This window comes from Methylobacterium sp. D54C (assembly GCF_053345595.1).
This window is the reverse complement of sequence record NZ_JBKFAK010000010.1, coordinates 1-16414: the sequence shown is the minus strand read 5'-3', so window position 1 is coordinate 16414 and position 16414 is coordinate 1. Positions and strand designations below refer to the sequence as shown.

12 protein-coding genes and 1 pseudogene are annotated in these 16414 nt (G+C 72.5%); 6 read left to right on the top strand and 7 right to left on the bottom strand.

Going from position 1 to position 16414, the window contains the following annotated elements:
- The first annotated feature begins 214 nt into the window (after positions 1 to 214).
- From ACLBYB_RS19335 to ACLBYB_RS19320, 4 genes are all read left to right on the top strand, one after another.
- On the top strand, positions 215 to 3454 hold the full coding sequence (locus ACLBYB_RS19335; protein WP_447699705.1) for a PAS domain-containing protein: 3240 nt from the start codon (positions 215 to 217) through the stop codon (positions 3452 to 3454).
- Positions 3455 to 3592: 138 nt separating this feature from the next.
- Positions 3593 to 4210, top strand: a complete 618-nt coding sequence (locus ACLBYB_RS19330) for an SOUL family heme-binding protein (RefSeq protein WP_447682118.1) — start codon at positions 3593 to 3595, stop codon at positions 4208 to 4210.
- Between the two features lie 291 nt (positions 4211 to 4501).
- Positions 4502 to 7108, top strand: a complete 2607-nt coding sequence (locus ACLBYB_RS19325; protein ID WP_042672263.1) for a TonB-dependent receptor — start codon at positions 4502 to 4504, stop codon at positions 7106 to 7108.
- 206 nt (positions 7109 to 7314) lie between these two features.
- Positions 7315 to 7545 (top strand): DUF6894 family protein, encoded by a 231-nt coding sequence (locus ACLBYB_RS19320; RefSeq protein WP_447699704.1) that lies wholly within the window; start codon positions 7315 to 7317, stop codon positions 7543 to 7545.
- 32 nt (positions 7546 to 7577) lie between these two features.
- Here ACLBYB_RS19320 and paoC read toward each other — a convergent pair whose 3' ends face one another.
- The 6 genes from paoC to ACLBYB_RS19290 all read right to left on the bottom strand — a co-directional run bounded on the left by paoC (position 7578) and on the right by ACLBYB_RS19290 (position 15087).
- On the bottom strand, positions 7578 to 9797 hold the full coding sequence (gene paoC, locus ACLBYB_RS19315) for an aldehyde oxidoreductase molybdenum-binding subunit PaoC (protein WP_447699703.1): 2220 nt from the start codon (positions 9795 to 9797) through the stop codon (positions 7578 to 7580).
- A 3-nt stretch (positions 9798 to 9800) separates the two neighbouring features.
- Complete coding sequence (locus ACLBYB_RS19310; protein WP_447699702.1) at positions 9801 to 10751, bottom strand: FAD binding domain-containing protein; 951 nt, start codon at positions 10749 to 10751, stop codon at positions 9801 to 9803.
- On the bottom strand, positions 10748 to 11323 hold the full coding sequence (paoA, locus tag ACLBYB_RS19305; protein ID WP_020094082.1) for an aldehyde dehydrogenase iron-sulfur subunit PaoA: 576 nt from the start codon (positions 11321 to 11323) through the stop codon (positions 10748 to 10750). The genes ACLBYB_RS19310 and paoA overlap by 4 nt, the downstream gene beginning before the upstream one ends.
- 281 nt (positions 11324 to 11604) lie before the next feature.
- Entirely contained in the window at positions 11605 to 11802 is a 198-nt protein-coding gene (locus ACLBYB_RS19300) for a hypothetical protein (protein ID WP_012321181.1), read from the bottom strand.
- Between the two features lie 138 nt (positions 11803 to 11940).
- On the bottom strand, positions 11941 to 14400 hold the full coding sequence (locus ACLBYB_RS19295) for a bifunctional diguanylate cyclase/phosphodiesterase (protein ID WP_056533585.1): 2460 nt from the start codon (positions 14398 to 14400) through the stop codon (positions 11941 to 11943).
- Positions 14401 to 14616: 216 nt separating this feature from the next.
- Complete coding sequence (locus ACLBYB_RS19290) at positions 14617 to 15087, bottom strand: NUDIX hydrolase (protein ID WP_020094084.1); 471 nt, start codon at positions 15085 to 15087, stop codon at positions 14617 to 14619.
- A gap of 245 nt (positions 15088 to 15332) precedes the next feature.
- On the opposite strand from ACLBYB_RS19290, the gene ACLBYB_RS19285 reads away from it, so the two are divergent.
- Entirely contained in the window at positions 15333 to 15806 is a 474-nt protein-coding gene (locus ACLBYB_RS19285; protein ID WP_056533583.1) for a CYTH domain-containing protein, read from the top strand.
- Positions 15807 to 15895: 89 nt separating this feature from the next.
- Entirely contained in the window at positions 15896 to 16144 is a 249-nt protein-coding gene (locus ACLBYB_RS19280) for a hypothetical protein (protein WP_447682114.1), read from the top strand.
- Positions 16145 to 16186: 42 nt separating this feature from the next.
- Here ACLBYB_RS19280 and ACLBYB_RS19275 read toward each other — a convergent pair.
- A pseudogene (locus ACLBYB_RS19275) lies at positions 16187 to 16414 on the bottom strand (hypothetical protein); the annotation flags it as partial.

Below are 16414 nucleotides of genomic sequence, written 5' to 3'. Positions count from 1 at the left end.
TCGCGCTGGCGTCCCGCTTGCGTCCCGCTTGCGTCCCGCTTGCGTCTCCTGGGGCTCTCCCGGGCGTTCTCCACACGGCGTGCGGGCCCCGCACGGCGTCCCGGGCGGCGCGTGCGCGCCGACGCGGTTGCGCGAACCCGCCCGCTGGGGCACCGATGGCGCTGTCCTGTCCCGCCGGTTCCTCGCCCCATGTCCGAGTCACGCGCCTGGTCCGATGCCTGAGACCGTCGGGACCGCGCCCCCGGCCTTCCTCGCGGAGGGCGGCGCGATGGGCGCCCGGATCCGCGCCCACGACTGGTCCGGCTCGCCGCTCGGCCCGCCGGACAGCTGGGCGCCCTGCCTGCGGGCGACCCTGAGCCTGATCCTGGGATCGCGGTTCCCGATGTTCGTGGCGTTCGGGCCCGACCTCGTCTTCCTCTACAACGACGCCTACGCGGAGATCCTGGGCGACAGGCATCCCGCGGCGCTCGGCGCGCGCTTCCGCGACGTCTGGAAGGAGATCTGGCCGGAGATCGGCCCCCTGATCGACCGGGCGCTCGCCGGTGCGGCGACGTGGTCCGAGAACATGCCGCTGACCATGAACCGGCACGGCTACGACGAGCCGACCTGGTTCACCGCCTCGTACGCGCCGGTGTGCGACGAGGCGGGCCGGGTCGCCGGCCTGCACTGCGCCTGCACGGAGACGACCGGCCGCGTCCAGGCCGAGGCGCGCCTGCGCGAGGCGGAGGCCCGGATCCGGGCCCTCGCCGACCACCTCCCGGGCGGCTACGTCTACCAGCTCGCCATGGCCCCCGACGGCGCCGACCGGCGCTTCCTCTACGTGTCGCAGGGCTTCGAGCGCATGACCGGCCTGGCGGCCGGGGACGTGCTCGCCGACCCGGCGGTCGCCTACGACCTGATCCTGCCGGAATACCGCGCCGCGGTCGCCGAGGCGGAGGCCGCCGCGATCCGCGACCTCGCGCATTTCGACGTCGCGGCGCCCATGCGCCGGCCGGACGGCACCCACGTCTGGACGCGCATCATCTCGGCCCCCCGCCGCGTCGGCGACACGCTGGTCTGGGACGGGCTGCATCTCGACGACACGGTGCGCCGCCGGACCGAGGAGCAGCTGCGGGAGAGCGAGCGGCGCCTGCGGCTCGCGACCGAGGCGGCCGAGATCGGCCTCTGGGACGTCGACGTCGTTGCCGACACCCTGTTCTGGCCCGCGCGGGTCAAGGCGATGTTCGGCATCTCGGCCGACGTGCCGGTCACGATGGCCGATTACTACGCCGGCCTGCATCCCGACGACCGGGCGGCCACGAGCGCGGCCTACGCCTCCGCCCTCGATCCCGCGCGGCGCGCCGTCTACGACGTGGAGTACCGCACCGTCGGCAAGGAGGACGGCGTCGTGCGCTGGGTCGCCGCCAAGGGGCGCGGGATCTTCGAGGGCGCGCGCTGCGTGCGGGTGATCGGCACGGCGATCGACATCACCGCCCGCAAGCAGGCCGAGGAAGCCCTGCGCGCCAGCGAGGCGCAGTTCCGGGTCCTGTCGCAGGTGCTGCCGAACTTCGTCTGGGCGACCGACGCGGCCGGGGCGGCGAACTGGTTCAACGCGCGCGTCTACGCCTACGCGGGCCGGGAGCCCGGCACCCTCGACGGTGCGGGCTGGCGGGGGATCATCCATCCCGACGATCAGGACCGGGTCGACGAGGAATGGCGGACGGCCGTCCGGTCGCGGGCCGACTACCAGTCCGAGTACCGCCTGCGCCGCGCCGACGGCGCGTATCGCTGGTTCCTGGCCCGGGCGCAGCCGGTCCTGGGCGCCGACGGCGCGGTCACCCGCTGGGTCGGCACCAGCACCGACATCGACGACCAGAAGCGGCTCATGGCCGAGCTCGTGCGCTTCAACCTGACCCTGGAGCAGCGCGTGGCCGAGCGCACGGCCGAGCACGACCGGGTCTGGCGCAACTCGCGCGACCTGCTGGCCGTGGTCGGGGCCGACGGCATCTTCCGCGCGGTCAATCCGGCCTGGCAGACGATCCTGGGGCACGAGCCCGCCGCGGTGGTGGGGCGCAGCTTCCTGGACTTCATCTGGCCCGAGGATGCGGGCGCGACCCAGGAGGCGCTCGAAGCGGCCGCCGCGGCACGCGACCTGACCGATTTCGAGAACCGCTACCGGCACAGGGACGGCACCCTGCGGCTGATCTCGTGGCGCACCTCCGTCGAGGGCGCGCAGGTCTACGCCTACGGCCGCGACGTCACCGCCGAGAAGGCCCAGGCCGAGGCGCTCCGGCACGCCGAGGAGGCGCTGCGGCAGTCGCAGAAGCTGGAGGCGGTGGGCCAGCTCACCGGCGGCGTCGCCCACGACTTCAACAACCTCCTGACGATCATCCGCTCGTCGGTCGACTTCCTCCGCCGGCCGGACCTGGCGGAGGAGCGCCGGTCCCGCTACCTCAACGCCGTCTCGGAGACGGTGGACCGCGCGGCGAAGCTCACCGGCCAGCTCCTCGCCTTCGCGCGGCGACAGGCGCTGAAGCCCGAGATCCTCGACGTCGGCGCGCGGCTGCGCGGCGTGGCCGACCTCCTCGACACGGTCACGGGCGCCCGCATCGCGGTCGTGACCGAGCTGCCGGAGCAGCCCTGCTTCATCCGGGTCGATCTCAGCCAGTTCGAGACCGCGCTGGTCAACATGGCGGTGAACGCCCGGGACGCCATGGACGGCGCCGGCACGCTGACCCTGCGCCTGCGCTGCGGCGCGGCGCTGCCGCCGATCCGCGGCCATGCCGGCGCGCCCGGCCCGTTCGCGGCGATCGACCTCGTCGACACCGGCACCGGCATCGCGCCGGACGTGCTGGCGCGGGTGTTCGAGCCGTTCTTCACCACCAAGGAGGTGGGCAAGGGCACCGGACTCGGCCTGTCCCAGGTCTTCGGCTTCGCCAAGCAGTCCGGCGGCGACGTCGCGGTCGAGAGCGCGCCCGGCCGCGGCGCCACCTTCACGCTCTACCTGCCGCAGGTCGAGCCCGAGGCGTCCTGCGCCGCCGCCGCGGAGGCCGCCGCCCTCGACCCCGGCGGCGCGGGGCAGCGGGTTCTGGTGGTGGAGGACAACATCGAGGTCGGCCGCTTCGCCACGCAGATCCTGGAGGATCTCGGCTACGCGACGACCTGGGCGACCAACGCCGAGGCGGCGCTGGATCAGCTCGGGGCCGACGGCGCGGCCTTCGACGCCGTGTTCTCCGACGTGGTCATGCCCGGCATGGGCGGGATCGCGCTGGCCCGGCTCCTCCGGCAGCGGATGCCGCACCTGCCGGTGGTTCTGGCCTCCGGCTACAGCCACGCCCTCGCCCAGGAGGGGATCCGCGAGTTCGAGCTGCTGCCCAAGCCCTACTCCGCCGACCAGGTCTCGCGCGTGCTGCGCAAGGTCGTCGGCGCGCGGCGGAGGCGGCCGAGGGGCGGGCAGCAGGGCGGGCAGCCCTGACGCGGCGGGGCGCTGCCGGGACCAGCGGAGACCTGACAGAGGCCTGACGCCGCAGCCGGGCGGCGACGGGCGGTCCCGGCGCCATGTTCCCGCGGGAGGTTCCGCGCGGGAGACGCCGCGCCCGCCCCCGGAGGTCCCATGGACAGGGTCATGTACGCGCTCGTCACCCTGGCGGAGGCGGTGCTCGGGATCTTCGGCGTGCGGGCGCTCTACGAGCAGCCCGCCTACGCGGTCGTCGAGCGCCTCGACCGCGGGGTCGAGATCCGGTCCTACGCGCCGCGCCTCGCGGTCGAGACCGACGCGCGCGGCCAGGGCGACGGCGACGCCTTCGGGCGGCTGTTCCGCTACATCACCGGCGCCAACCGGGCCGGGGACCGCATCGCCATGACGGCGCCGGTCGAGAGCGGCGGCCAGCGCATCGCCCAGCACATCGCCATGACCGTCCCGGTGGAGCGGGACGGCACCGGCACGATGCGGTTCTTCCTGCCCCGCGCGGTGGCGGCGGCCGGGGCGCCGGCCCCGACCGAGCCGGGGGTCCGGCTGGTCGAGGTCCCGGCGGAGCGGGTCGCGGCCCTGCGCTTCTCCGGCCGCCTCACCCCGGAGGCGCGGGCCGCGCAGGCGGGCATCCTCGCCGCCGTCCTGGCGGCGGCCGGCCGCGCACCGGCGGGCGCGCCCTTCGTCATGGGCTACGACCCGCCCTTCGCGATCCCGTTCCTGCGCCGGAACGAGGTCGCCGTCCGCCTGCCGCCGCCGTGAGAGCCGGGACCGGTCCTGACGGCCGGGCGCGCGGCCTCGGACGCCGCCCCGGAGGACCGGCCCGATTGCGCAATTATCCCGCGATGTCCTTCATAATAATCCCGAAGACTTGCCGCGATCTTCCTCTTTTGTTGTCTTTGCGCCACAGGGCCGATCATTCGAGCCCGCAAGTCGTCCCCGGCAGGGATTAAACAGAATGTGAATTGAGGTCGCGACCCGACCCGAGATCAGTGAGGCGCACGCAGCCGACGCGAAGCGGCGCGTGCCTTCGAATCCAGGTTGGGGGAAGATATGCGGGCCCTGCGAGGCAGCTTGATCGCGTCCGTGGCTCTGTTGCCGGGTGTCGCGCAGGCTCAACAATCCGTCACCCTCGGCGAGATCAGCGTCGTCTCGACGTCGCCGGTGGGTGCGGGCGGCGGCAATTCCAGCGGCGCCCAGAATCTCGATACGCTCGCCCAGGCCGCGCCGACCTTGCCGGCCCCGGCCGGCGGGGTGCGGCTGCGCGGCTCCGAGCAGCCGCTCAACAAGATCCCCAGCACCGTCGAGACCGTCACGGCCCGGCAGATCGAGGTCGATCAGGGCTCCGACAACGTGATCGCCACGCTGGCGCGGCGCACGCCCGGGGTGAACCTCAACGACTCGCAGGGCAATTCGAACCGGGTCGATCTCAGCTACCGCGGCTTCACGGCCTCGTCGGTGCAGGGCGTGCCGCAGGGGCTCGCCGTCTACCAGAACGGCGTGCGGATCAACGAGGCCTTCGGCGACGTCGTCAATTTCGACCTGATCCCGCCGCAGGCGATCCAGCGCATCGACGTGGTCACCGGCAACCCGGTCTTCGGCCTCAACGCCATCGGCGGCGCGGTCAACATCCAGATGAAGAACGGCTTCACTTGGCAGGGCACCGAGATCTCGGCCTGGGGCGGCTCGGACGCGCGCACCGCCGGCTACCTCGAGTACGGCAAGATCTCCGGCCCCTGGAGCTTCTACTTCACCGGCGACGGCCTGAACGACCGCGGCTGGCGCTACCAGAACCCGAGCACGATCGGCCGCCTCTACGCGGATCTCGGCTACCGCTCGCAGGATTCGGAGTTCCACCTGATCGGGCTCGCCGCCCGCAGCTTCTACGGCGCCGCCGCCGCCACGCCGGTGGACTTCACCCATCTCGACCCGCGGGCGATCTTCACCTACCCGCAGACCCAGACGACGCAGGTGGGCACGCTCCAGCTGACCGGCCGGGTCGACCTCTCGCCGACCTGGGACCTCGCCGGCAACGCCTATTACCGGCGCTTCAGCGAGTTCTACGTCGACGGCAACCAGGGCAACTTCGAGAACTGCAGCAGCCGCAGCAGCTTCCGGGGCTCGCTCTGCTACCAGGACGACGCGTTCAACGTGAACGCGCCGCCCACCAGCCAGGTGGCGGCGCGCCGGGCCTACGCCAACCAGTTCGCGATCCTCGGCCTGAACAACCAGACGATCCCGTTCGTCCGGAACATCCCGTACGGCACGATCGACACGACCCGGACGGAGGCCGAATCCTACGGCGGCTCGCTCCAGGCCGCCAACCGCGACCGGATCTTCGGCCTGAACAACGCCTTCGTGGTCGGCGGCAGCGTCGACGCCTCGAATTTCTCGTTCAAGTCGGCGAGCCAGCTGGGCGTGATCAACCCGAACCTGTCGATCACCGTCGATCCGAACAACCCGTATTACGGCACGATCCCGGGCCTCGGCACGCCGGACATCCGCACGCTGGGGGCGATCGGCCTCGCGCCGGGCAACGTCAGCGGCTCGACCCTGTATCTCGGCCTCTACGCCACCGACACGCTGGACGTGACCGACCGGCTGTCGCTGACCGGCGGCTTCCGGCTCAACTACGCCCGCATCCAGACCCGGGACCAGACCGGGTTCTCGCCGGACGTCACCGGCGTGCACGAGTACACCAAGGTCAACCCGCTCGCGGGCCTGACCTACCAGTTCGACCCGGCGCTGAACCTCTACGGCGGCTACTCGGAATCGAACCGCGCCCCGACCCCGCTGGAGCTGTCCTGCTCCAGCCCGACCCAGCCGTGCCTGCTGCCGAACTCGCTCGTGGCCGATCCGCCGCTCAAGCAGGTCACCGGCCGGACCTACGAGGCCGGTTTCCGCGGCGTGATCCCGGCCTTCCTGTCGGGCGGCGCCCTCACCTACAAGGCCGGCGTCTACCGCACCGACCTGAGCAACGACCTCTACCAGGTCGCCGTCGCGGGCAACGCCGCCCGCGCCTACTACATCAACGTCCCGGCGACCCGGCGCCAGGGCATCGAGGTCGGCGCCGAGTACGCGGTCACGCCCGACCTGCTGGTCTACGCGAACTACGCCCTGGTCGACGCGACCTTCCAGTTCAACGCGACCCTCTCGTCGCCCAACAACCCGCTGGCGAGCACCGGCGCGGCCGGCGGCGCCGTGGGCGGCGACGTGATCCCGAACGGCGGCATCCGCGTCCGGCCGGGCGACAAGATCCCGCTGATCCCCGATCACCAGATCAAGGCGGGCTTCGAGTACAGCATCACCCCGAACTGGCGCTTCGGCCTCAACGTCTCGGCGTTCTCGTCGTCCTACTACCGGGGCGACGAATCGAACCTCAACCGCAAGCTGCCGGCCTACTACGTGATGAACCTGACGACGAAGTATCAGGTCAGCAAGAACCTGGAGATCTTCGGGCTGATCACCAACCTGACCAACAACCGCTACGCCACGTTCGGCACCTTCGCGGAGACGGGCGCAGTGGCCGGCAACCTGTCGATCAACGACCCGCGGACCACGACCCTGGCGCAGCCGCTCTCGATCTACGCCGGCCTCACCTACCGGTTCGGGGCGGATCCGGTCCCGATGGCGCCGGAGCCGATCATCCGGAAGTACTGATCCCGTCCACGGGACGATGATGCGAGGGGCCGCGGGATCCGCGGTCCCCGTTCTGTTTCGCGTCATCGGTCCTTGGCGGCCAAGAAATTGGCCCGGTCTTTCAAACCCAGATGAGTGCGGCCGTCGACCCGATCTGTATCCCTGATCGGCCGCCGGCGAGGCTTGCGGGCGCTCCCGTCCCGGTCACCCCGATCCTGGAGACACCCATGCCGCGCTACTTCATCGACACCGCCGACCACGTCGCCGTCCGGGACGACGAGGGCACGGTCCTCCCGGACCGGGCCGCCCTGCGGGACCTGCTGCGCCGGACCCTGACGGCGCTCCTGCACGACGAGGGCGAGGAGACCGGGGTGAACGACTTCGCCGCCAGCGCCTACGACGAGGACGGTCGCCTCGTGATGCGGGCCCGGGCCAGCTTCCACGTCGTGGACCCGTAGGGGACGCCCGGCAGGACGTCCCCGCGCCCCGGTCAGGCCGCGTCCGGCATGCGGTCGAGGAGCTTGTCGAGGGTGATCGGGTAGTCGCGCACGCGGATGCCGGTGGCGTTGTAGATCGCGTTCGCGACCGCGGCGCCGACCCCCGAGATGCCGAGCTCGCCCACGCCCTTGGCCTTCATGGGCGAGGACATCGGGTCGACCTCGTCGAGGAAGATCACCTCTTGGTGCGGGATGTCGGCGTGGACCGGCACCTCGTAGCCGGCGAGGTCGTGGTTGGCGAAGAAGCCGCGCTTGGTGTCGACGGCCAGTTCCTCCATCAGGGCCGCCCCGGTGCCCATGACCATCCCGCCGATCACCTGGCTGCGGGCGGATTTCGGGTTGAGGATGCGGCCCGCCGCGCAGACCGCCAGCATCCGCCGCACCCGGACCTCCGCCGTATAGGCATCCACCGCGACCTCGACGAAGTGGGCGCCGAAGGTCGAGACCTGCTGGGTCTTCGAGAACTCACCGAACTCGATCGCGTCCTCGGCCACGAGCTCGCCGTCGGCGGCGGCCCGGGCGAGCGGGATGGCGCGGTTGCCGGCGCGAACCTCGCCCTCCTCGAACACCGCGTCGGTGGCGTTGAAGCCGAGCTTCTGCGCGACCGCCTCCCGCAGCTTCACGCAGGCCGCGTAGACGCCCGCGGTCGACGAGTTGGCGCCGAACTGGCCGCCCGAACCCGACGAGACCGGGAAGTCCGAATCGCCGAGCCGCGCCACGACCCGGTCGAGGGGCACGCCCATCATCTCGGCGGCGGTCTGCGCGATGATCGTGTAGCTGCCGGTGCCGATATCGGTCATGTCGGTCTCGACCGTGACCGTGCCGTCGGCGGAGAGCCGCACCCGGGCGCCCGACTTCAGCACCATGTTGTCGCGGAACGCCGCCGCCATGCCGTGCCCGACGAGCCACTGCCCCTCCCGGACCTGTCCGGGCTTCGGGTTGCGCCGGGCCCAGCCGAACCGCTCGGCGCCGAGCTTGAGGCAGCCGACGAGGTCGCGGTGGGAGTAGCGCAGGTCCGGCTGGGTCGGGACGACCTGCGTGTCGTTGCGGATGCGGAACTCCACCGGGTCGAGGCCGAGCTTCTCGGCCATCTCGTCCATGGCGACCTCCAGCACCGCGAGGCCCGGGGCCTCGCCGGGGGCGCGCATGGCGTTGCCCTCGGGCAGGTCGAGCCGGGCGAGCTTCATGGCGGTCAGGCGGTTCGCCCCCGCGTACAGGTACTTGGTCTGGTTCACGGCCGTCTCGGGATCGCCCTCCGGCAGGTTGCCCGAGACGCTCTCGTGCGCGATCGCCGTGATGGTGCCGTCCCGCTGGGCGCCGATCCGGACCCGCTGGATCGTGGCCGGGCGGTGCGTGGTGTTGTTGGCGATCAGCGGGCGGGTCAGCGCCACCTTGACCGGCCGCCCGGCGGCCTTCGCGGCGAGCGCCGCCAGCACCGCGTCGGCGCGCACGAACAGCTTGCCGCCGAAGCCGCCGCCAACATAGGGCGCGTCGAGGCGGACCTTGTCCTTCGGCAGGCCGAGCATCTTGGCGAGGCTGCCGTGGCCCCAGCCGATCATCTGGTTGGCGGTCCAGAGCGTGACCCGGTCGCCGTCCCAGGCCGCCGTCGTGGCGTGCGGCTCCATCATGGCGTGGCTCTCGTCGGACGTCGTGTAGGTCGCGTCGAGCGTCACGGGGGCCTGCGCGAAGGCGCCCTCGAAGTCGCCGGTCCGCTCCTCGCCGTTGCCGCCGCTGCCCTCGCCGCTGTCGGCCGGGACCGGCTCGGCGGTCTTCGCCGCGGCGGCGAGGTCGAACGCACCGGCCTCTGGGGCGTAATCGACCGTCACCAGGAAGGCGGCCGCCCGGGCCTGCTCGAAGGTCTCGGCCACCACGACGGCGATCGCCTGATGGTAGTGCTGGATCACGTCGCCGCCGAACAGGTAGGCGACGTTCATCACGCCGCGCTCGATCCGCGGCGTGTCGAGGGTGGTGACGATCCCGATGACGCCGGGCGCCTGCCGGGCCGAGGCCGTGTCGATGCTGCGCACCCGGCCCTTGGCGATGGCGGAGCCCAGCACGTAGCCGTAGGCGGCGTCGGGGGCCGCGTCGTGGCGCTCGTACGCGTAGGGCGCGGTGCCGGTGGTCTTGTACTTGCCGTCGATGCGGTCGGTGGGCAGGCCGACGACCTTGAGGCGGTCGATCGGGTTCGGGCCCGCGGCGGTGTCGAACTTCATGGCTCAGGCCCTCGCTTGGTTGAGCGCGGCGCCGAGGGTCCGCTCGGCGAGCTTCAGCTTGTAGGCGTTCTCGTGGGTGGGCGCGGCGTCGGCGAAGACCCGGTCGGTCACGGCCCGGGCGCCCTTCGGGAGATCGGCCTCGGCCGCCTCGACCCGCCAGGGCTTGTGGGCGACGCCGCCGAAGGCGACGTGGCCGGAGCCGTCCTTGCCCAGGATCGCCGCCACCGAGACCAGCGCGTAGGCGTAGGAGGCGCGGTCGCGGACCTTGCGGTAGATGTGCGTCCCGGGAACGGGCTTCGGCAGCGTCACCGCGGTGATGAGCTCGCCGGGCTCGAGGTTCGTGTCGCGCGACGGGTCGTCGCCCGGCAGGCGGTGGAACTCGGCGATCGGGATCGTCCGCGCGGCGCCCCCGGCGTCGATCGTCTCCACGGTGGCGTCGAGGACGCGCATGGCCACCGCCATGTCGCCCGGATGCGTGGCGATGCAGGCCTCGCTGCCGCCGATCACCGCCAGCTGGCGGCTCACGCCGTCGAGCGCCGAACAGCCGGAGCCCGGCTGGCGCTTATTGCAGGGCTGGGCGGTGTCGTAGAAGTACGGGCAGCGGGTCCGCTGCAGCAGGTTGCCGGCGGTGGTCGCCTTGTTGCGCAGCTGGCCGGAGGCGCCGGCGAGCAGCGCGCGGGCGAGGACCCCGTAATCCGCGCGCACCCGCGGATGGGCCGCGAGATCGGTGTTGCGCACCAGGGCGCCGATGCGCAGGCCGCCCTCCTCGGTCGGCTCGACCGCGTCGAGGCCGAGCCCGTTCACGTCGACGAGGTGGCGCGGGGTCTCGATCTGCAGCTTCATCAGGTCGAGCAGGTTGGTGCCGCCGGCGATGAACTTGGCGTCGGGCGTGGCGGCGACGGCGGCGGCGGCCGCGGCGGGCGTGCCCGGGCGCTCGTACGTGAAGGACTTCATGCGCGGCTCCCGGCGACTTCGGTGATCGCCTCGACGATGTTGGAATAGGCGCCGCAGCGGCAGAGGTTGCCGCTCATCCGCTCGCGGATCTCGGTCTCGGTCACCTGCGGCGCGGCGCCGAGATCGGCCGTGACGTGGCTCGGGATGCCGGCCCTGATCTCCTCCAGGACGGCCACGCCCGAGCAGATCTGGCCCGGCGTGCAGTAGCCGCACTGGTAGCCGTCGTGCTTGACGAAGGCCGCCTGCATCGGGTGCAGGCTGTCGGGCTGCCCCAGGCCCTCGACGGTCACGATCTCGGCGCCCTGGTGCATGATCGCCAGCGTCAGGCAGGCGTTGATGCGCCGCCCGTCGACGATCATCGTGCAGGCGCCGCACTGGCCGTGATCGCAGCCCTTCTTGGACCCGGTGAGGTGCAGGTGCTCGCGCGCGGCGTCGAGCAGGCTGGTGCGGGTGTCGAGTTCGAGCGTGCGCCGCTCGCCGTTCACCGTGAACGTGACGGCGGCGAGGACCGGTGCGTCGGTCCGCGCAGGTCTGGCGCCCGGGTCCTGGGGCACGGTTTCGGCGCTCACCATCAAGTCTCTCTCCGGTTCAGATCACGAAGGCGCGGACGGGATCCCGGTCGCCGGGGCCCGCGGGCGGAACATCCCGGCGGAACATCCCGGCAAGACATCCCGGCAAGACATCCCGCAAAGCGGCGGCACCCTGGATCGGCTCCAAGGTAGAGCCCGCTCCCGCGATGGTCAGGGGGGCGGCGCGGCCGGGAACGCGAAAGTTGCGGCGGGCCGCGCCGGGACCCGTCCAAACGAAAGGGCCGACCCGAAGGCCGGCCCCGATCGTCGCGTGGCGGACGCGCCTACTCGGCCGCGGTCATCTCGGCGGTGTAGTGGCCGCACCAGTCCTGGGCGGCGACCACCGGCCAGAGGCCCTTGGACTCGGGCGCGGGCTGGCTGACCGGCGGGTTGAAGCGGCACAGGCCGGCATCGTTCTGCGCGACGGCGCCGTTGCCCTTGTGCTCGTCGAAGAACCGGCAGGTCTCGCACTTGGCGTTCATGGTCGGGCTCCTGTGAGGCCGGCGGCCCGGGGGCCGTCCCGGCGGGGGACGAGAGCTTGGACCTTAGAAGTGATCCAATCTGCGGGGCCAACGTCGGAGCGATCGGGCGGGTTCCCGGCGGCGGATCGGCGATCCCGCTCAGCCGACCGCGGCGAGGCCCGGCTCGGCCCGGGCGGACTCCTCGGCGGGGCCGGCGGGACCGCCGACCGCGGCGGCGTAGTCGGTGATCGGGCGCGGCCTGCCGAACAGGAAGCCCTGCATCTCGCCGCAGGCCTCCTCGGTCAGGAACTTCATCTGCGCGTGGGTCTCGACGCCCTCCGCGACGACGCCCATGCCGAGGCTGCGGCCGAGGCTGAGCACGGCCCGGACGATCACGGCGGCCTGCGGCCCGGTCCCGAGCTGCGCCACGAAGGAGCGGTCGATCTTCAGCTTGTCGAACGGGAAGGCCTGGAGGGTCGCGAGCGACGCGTAGCCGGTCCCGAAATCGTCCATGCTGATCCGGATGCCGTAGCTCTTCAGGCGGCGGAGGATGCCCACGGCCCGCGCCATGTCGTTGATGATGATGCTCTCGGTGACCTCCAGCTCCAGGCGGTCCGGCGAGAGACCGGTCTCGGCCAGGATCGCCAGGACGGTCTCGGGCAGGCCGGGCTTCTGGAACTGGCGGGGCGAGAGGTTGACGGCGACCTTCAGGGGCTGCGCCCACTGGGCCGCCTCGCGGCAGGCCTCGCGCAGCACCCAGTCGCCGAGCGCCACGATCAGGCCGGTCTCCTCGGCCAGGGGCACGAACACGTTGGGCGACACGCTGCCGCGGACCGGGTGGGTCCAGCGCAGGAGCGCCTCGAACCCGACGAGCGCCCCCGTGTGGCCCTCGACCTGCGGCTGGTAGTGCAGGCTCAGGGTGTTGTCGTCGAGGGCCTGGCGCAGGTCGCGCTCGAGCACCCGCCGCTCCTCGGCCTCCTCGTCCATGGCGGGGGTGAAGATCCGGTACGTGCCGCGGCCCTCGGCCTTGGCCCGGTAGAGGGCGAGGTCGGCGCGGCGGTACAGCGGCTCGGCATCCGTCCCGTGCTCGGGGGCCAGCGCGATGCCGACACTCAGGCCGACGCCGACCCGGTGCCCGCCCACGCTGAACGGGCTGTGGAACAGCGCGATGAGGCGCTCGGCCAGGACCTCGGCCTCGGCCGCGCCGCCGGCCGAGAGCACGGCGAACTCGTCGCCCCCGAGCCGGGCCACCGCCCCGTCCCCCGCGATGCCCCGCAGGCCGGCCGACACGCGCCGGAGGAGCTCGTCCCCGGCCTGGTGGCCGAGGCTGTCGTTCACGCTCTTGAAGCCGTCGAGGTCGAGGTACAGGACCGCGCAGGCGCCGCCGCGCTGGACGATGTCGACGAGGCTGCGCGCGAGGGTCTCGTGGAACAGCGCCCGGTTCGGCAGGCCGGTGAGGACGTCGTGGCGGGCGAGGCGCGCCACCTCGGCCTCCGCGGCCTTCCGCTTGGTGATGTCGGTGAAGGTCCGCACGAAGCCGCCATCTGCCAGGGGCACGGTGCGGATCTCGAGCACGAGGCCGTTGGGCCGCGCCCGCTCGTGAACCTGCGTCTGCCCGGCCTCGCCGCGCTCGATCCAGGTCCGGATCGAGCGGTCCGGGCGCCGGCGCTCGCGGCGGCTCGCCTCGTGGCGCAGCACCGCCCGGTAGCTCGGCCGCGCCTGCATCATCGCCCGGGGCAGGTCGAGGAGCGCCAGAGCCCGCTCGTTGCAGACCCGGACCACGCCGCCGGCGTCGACCATGATGAGGCCCTGGTCCATGCTGTCGAGGGTGGCGTCGAGCAGCAGGGTCTTCTCCCGCAGCATGCGGCCCTGCCGGGCCAGGGCGACGTTGATCCGGCGCAGGTGGTCCAGCATCAGCGTCAGCGCCGCGAAGGCCAGGATCACCGCCATCACGCCGGCGATGCCGCCGGCCAGGACGCCCCGGGCGAGGCCGAGTTGCGGGACCGCCAGGGCCGGGTCCGGCACCACCCGGGCGGCCGCCATGGCGAGGAAGTGCAGGATCGCGATGGCGAGGGTCAGGACGGTCGCGGCCGCGAGCCGGGCCCGCGCGCCCGCGCTGCCGACATGGATGGCCATGCCGGCGGCCGCGAGCCCGCAGCCCGCCGCGATCGCCGTGGCGGCCATGGCGGGGTCCCAGGTGAAGTGTCCCGGCAGCCGCACGCCGGCGATGCCGAGGAAGTGCATGCAGGCGATGCCGATCCCGAGCACGAGGCCCGCCCCCGCCCCGGCCCAGCGCGACGGCGTGGCCCGGGCGAACAGGAAGGCCACGGTGGCGGCCGCGATCGCGACGATCAGCGAGAGCAGGGTCGTGCGCGGCTCGTAGCCCAGCACCACGCCGGGATCGTAGCCCAGCATGCCGATGAAGTGGGTGCTCCAGATCCCGGCCCCGATCGAGAAGCCCGAGGCCAGGAGCCAGACCGGCCCGTGCCCGTCGGCGCGGACCTGGACGCGCTGCTCCAGCTTGAGGGCGACCGCACAGGAGATCCAGCACACGCAGGCGGCCAGGGCGACCACCCAGCCGGTATGTTCCTCGGTCAGGCAAGCGAACGCGCGATACATCGAGGTGCCCCGCCCATCTGCGACGGCGGGAACCTTAACCCGCGGGTACTAATCAGAAGTTGCATTCCGCCCGGACACGGGTCCGATCCGCCATGCGGACGAGACTCTTCCGGGCGCCGCCGCGCGCCGGTCAGGCCGCAGATCAGGAGTTGTATGTTCGGGCGCGGCGGCGGTCCGCCCGCCCGTGCCCGTCGCGGCGCCCGTCAGCCACGCCCGTCAGCCACGCCCGTCGCCGCGGATCTCGATCGGCCGCGCCGCGAAATCCGTCAGGAGTTCCTGGAGCTCGTCCTCGTGGACGAGGCGCGCCGCCTCCTCGGGCGCGAACCATTGCAGGGTGCGCTGGGCCTGTTCCGGCCAGCGCTCGTGCTGGGCCTCGACCCGCAGCGGGTAGACGCGGACCATGCAGGGGAAGGCGCGGCCGTGGTCGAAGCGCTTCTGGTAATGGTACCGTCCGACCGGGTTCGCGGCGATCTGCCCTTCGAGCCCCGCCTCCTCGTAGGCCTCCCGCGCGGCGGCCTGATGGGCCTTGCGGCCGGTCATCGGCCAGCCCTTCGGGATGATCCAGCGCCCGGTATCGCGCGAGGTGATCAGCAGAACCTCGATCCGGCCGTCGGCGCCGACACGGAACGGCAGGGCCGCCACCTGCTTGAGCGGTTTGACCTGCGCCTTGCGGAGCAGCTTCTTCAAGTTCGGCCGCTTGGATGCCGTCTTCAGCGCTGACCTCGCGGACGGAGAAGGGCGGGATTTCTGATGATGCTTCTGCAATCGACGGCCTCCTCACGCTTTTACATAAGTTTAACACGATCCCATTGCAGCCCGCGCGCATTGGCACCGAGCCATGCCTGTAACGCTGTGCTCATCCCCTCCAGGCGGCTTGTCGCGGGCCGGCTTGTCGGCGAAGGCTGACGCGTCAAACGTCCACGAGGCGCGGCATGGCTGTCGAGATCGAGCGCAAGTTCATCGCGAACCCGTCGGTTCTGGCGCTGTGCCGGGCGGGGACGCCCCTGGTTCAGGGATACCTCTTCACCGACGCGGCCAACACGATCCGGATCCGCCGGGCCGGTGAGCGCGCGCTGATCACGTGGAAGAGCCCGCGCCGCGGCGCCAGCCGGGACGAGATCGAGTTCGCCATCGCGCCGGAGGACGGCGCGGCGCTCCTCGCCACCGTGCCGCCCGGCCGGCGGCTCGAGAAGACCCGCTACCGGGTCGCGCATGCCGGGGCGGTCTGGGACGTCGACGTGTTCGGCGGGAACCTCGCGGGCCTGATCCTGGCCGAGATCGAACTGGAGCGCGAGGACCAGCCGGTGGTGCTCCCTCCCTGGGTCGAGCGCGAGGTCACCGACGACGCGCGCTACCGCAACTCGCGGCTGGCCGCGGGACCGGTGCCGGAGCGGTGGGCGGCCTAGGTCCCCGACGCGCCGGGCGGATCCGTCCGGTCGAACATCTCGAACATCCGGGCCCGTGAACATCCCGGGGCGGCCACCGTTCTCACGGCATGCCCCGGACCCTGATCACCTGGACGCAGAACGAGACCGCCGGCGTGCCGCTCCCGCGCTTCGTCGGCCGGGTCGGGACGGTCGTCGTGGGGATCTGTGCCTACGACGGATCGAGCCGGTTCTGGACCTGGTGGAGCCCGCTGGCCGAGGACATCTGGGGGCACGGCCAGGACGCCGAGGGCGCCCGGCAGGGCTGCGAGGCCTGGCTGCGCGGATGGCTCGAGAACTTCAGGCCGTTCTTCACCTGACGCGGCCGGCCGCGAGGGCGCGGCCGGGCCGTCGACGCTGGATCAGCGCATGAAGTGCGGCAGGCGCCGCTTCCAGCGCTCGCCGAGCCGCAGCTCGTTCGTCCGCCGCCCTGCCGTCGACCGGGGCGCCGGGCCCTGACCCGACGTGGGACCCGACGCGGGACCGGACGCGGCCGGCGGCGGGACGCGGGCGGGCGCCGCGTCGACGGGCGGGGCCGGCGGCGGGGCGGTCGGCGCGGCCGGGCGCGGCGGCACCGTCTGCACCTGCGG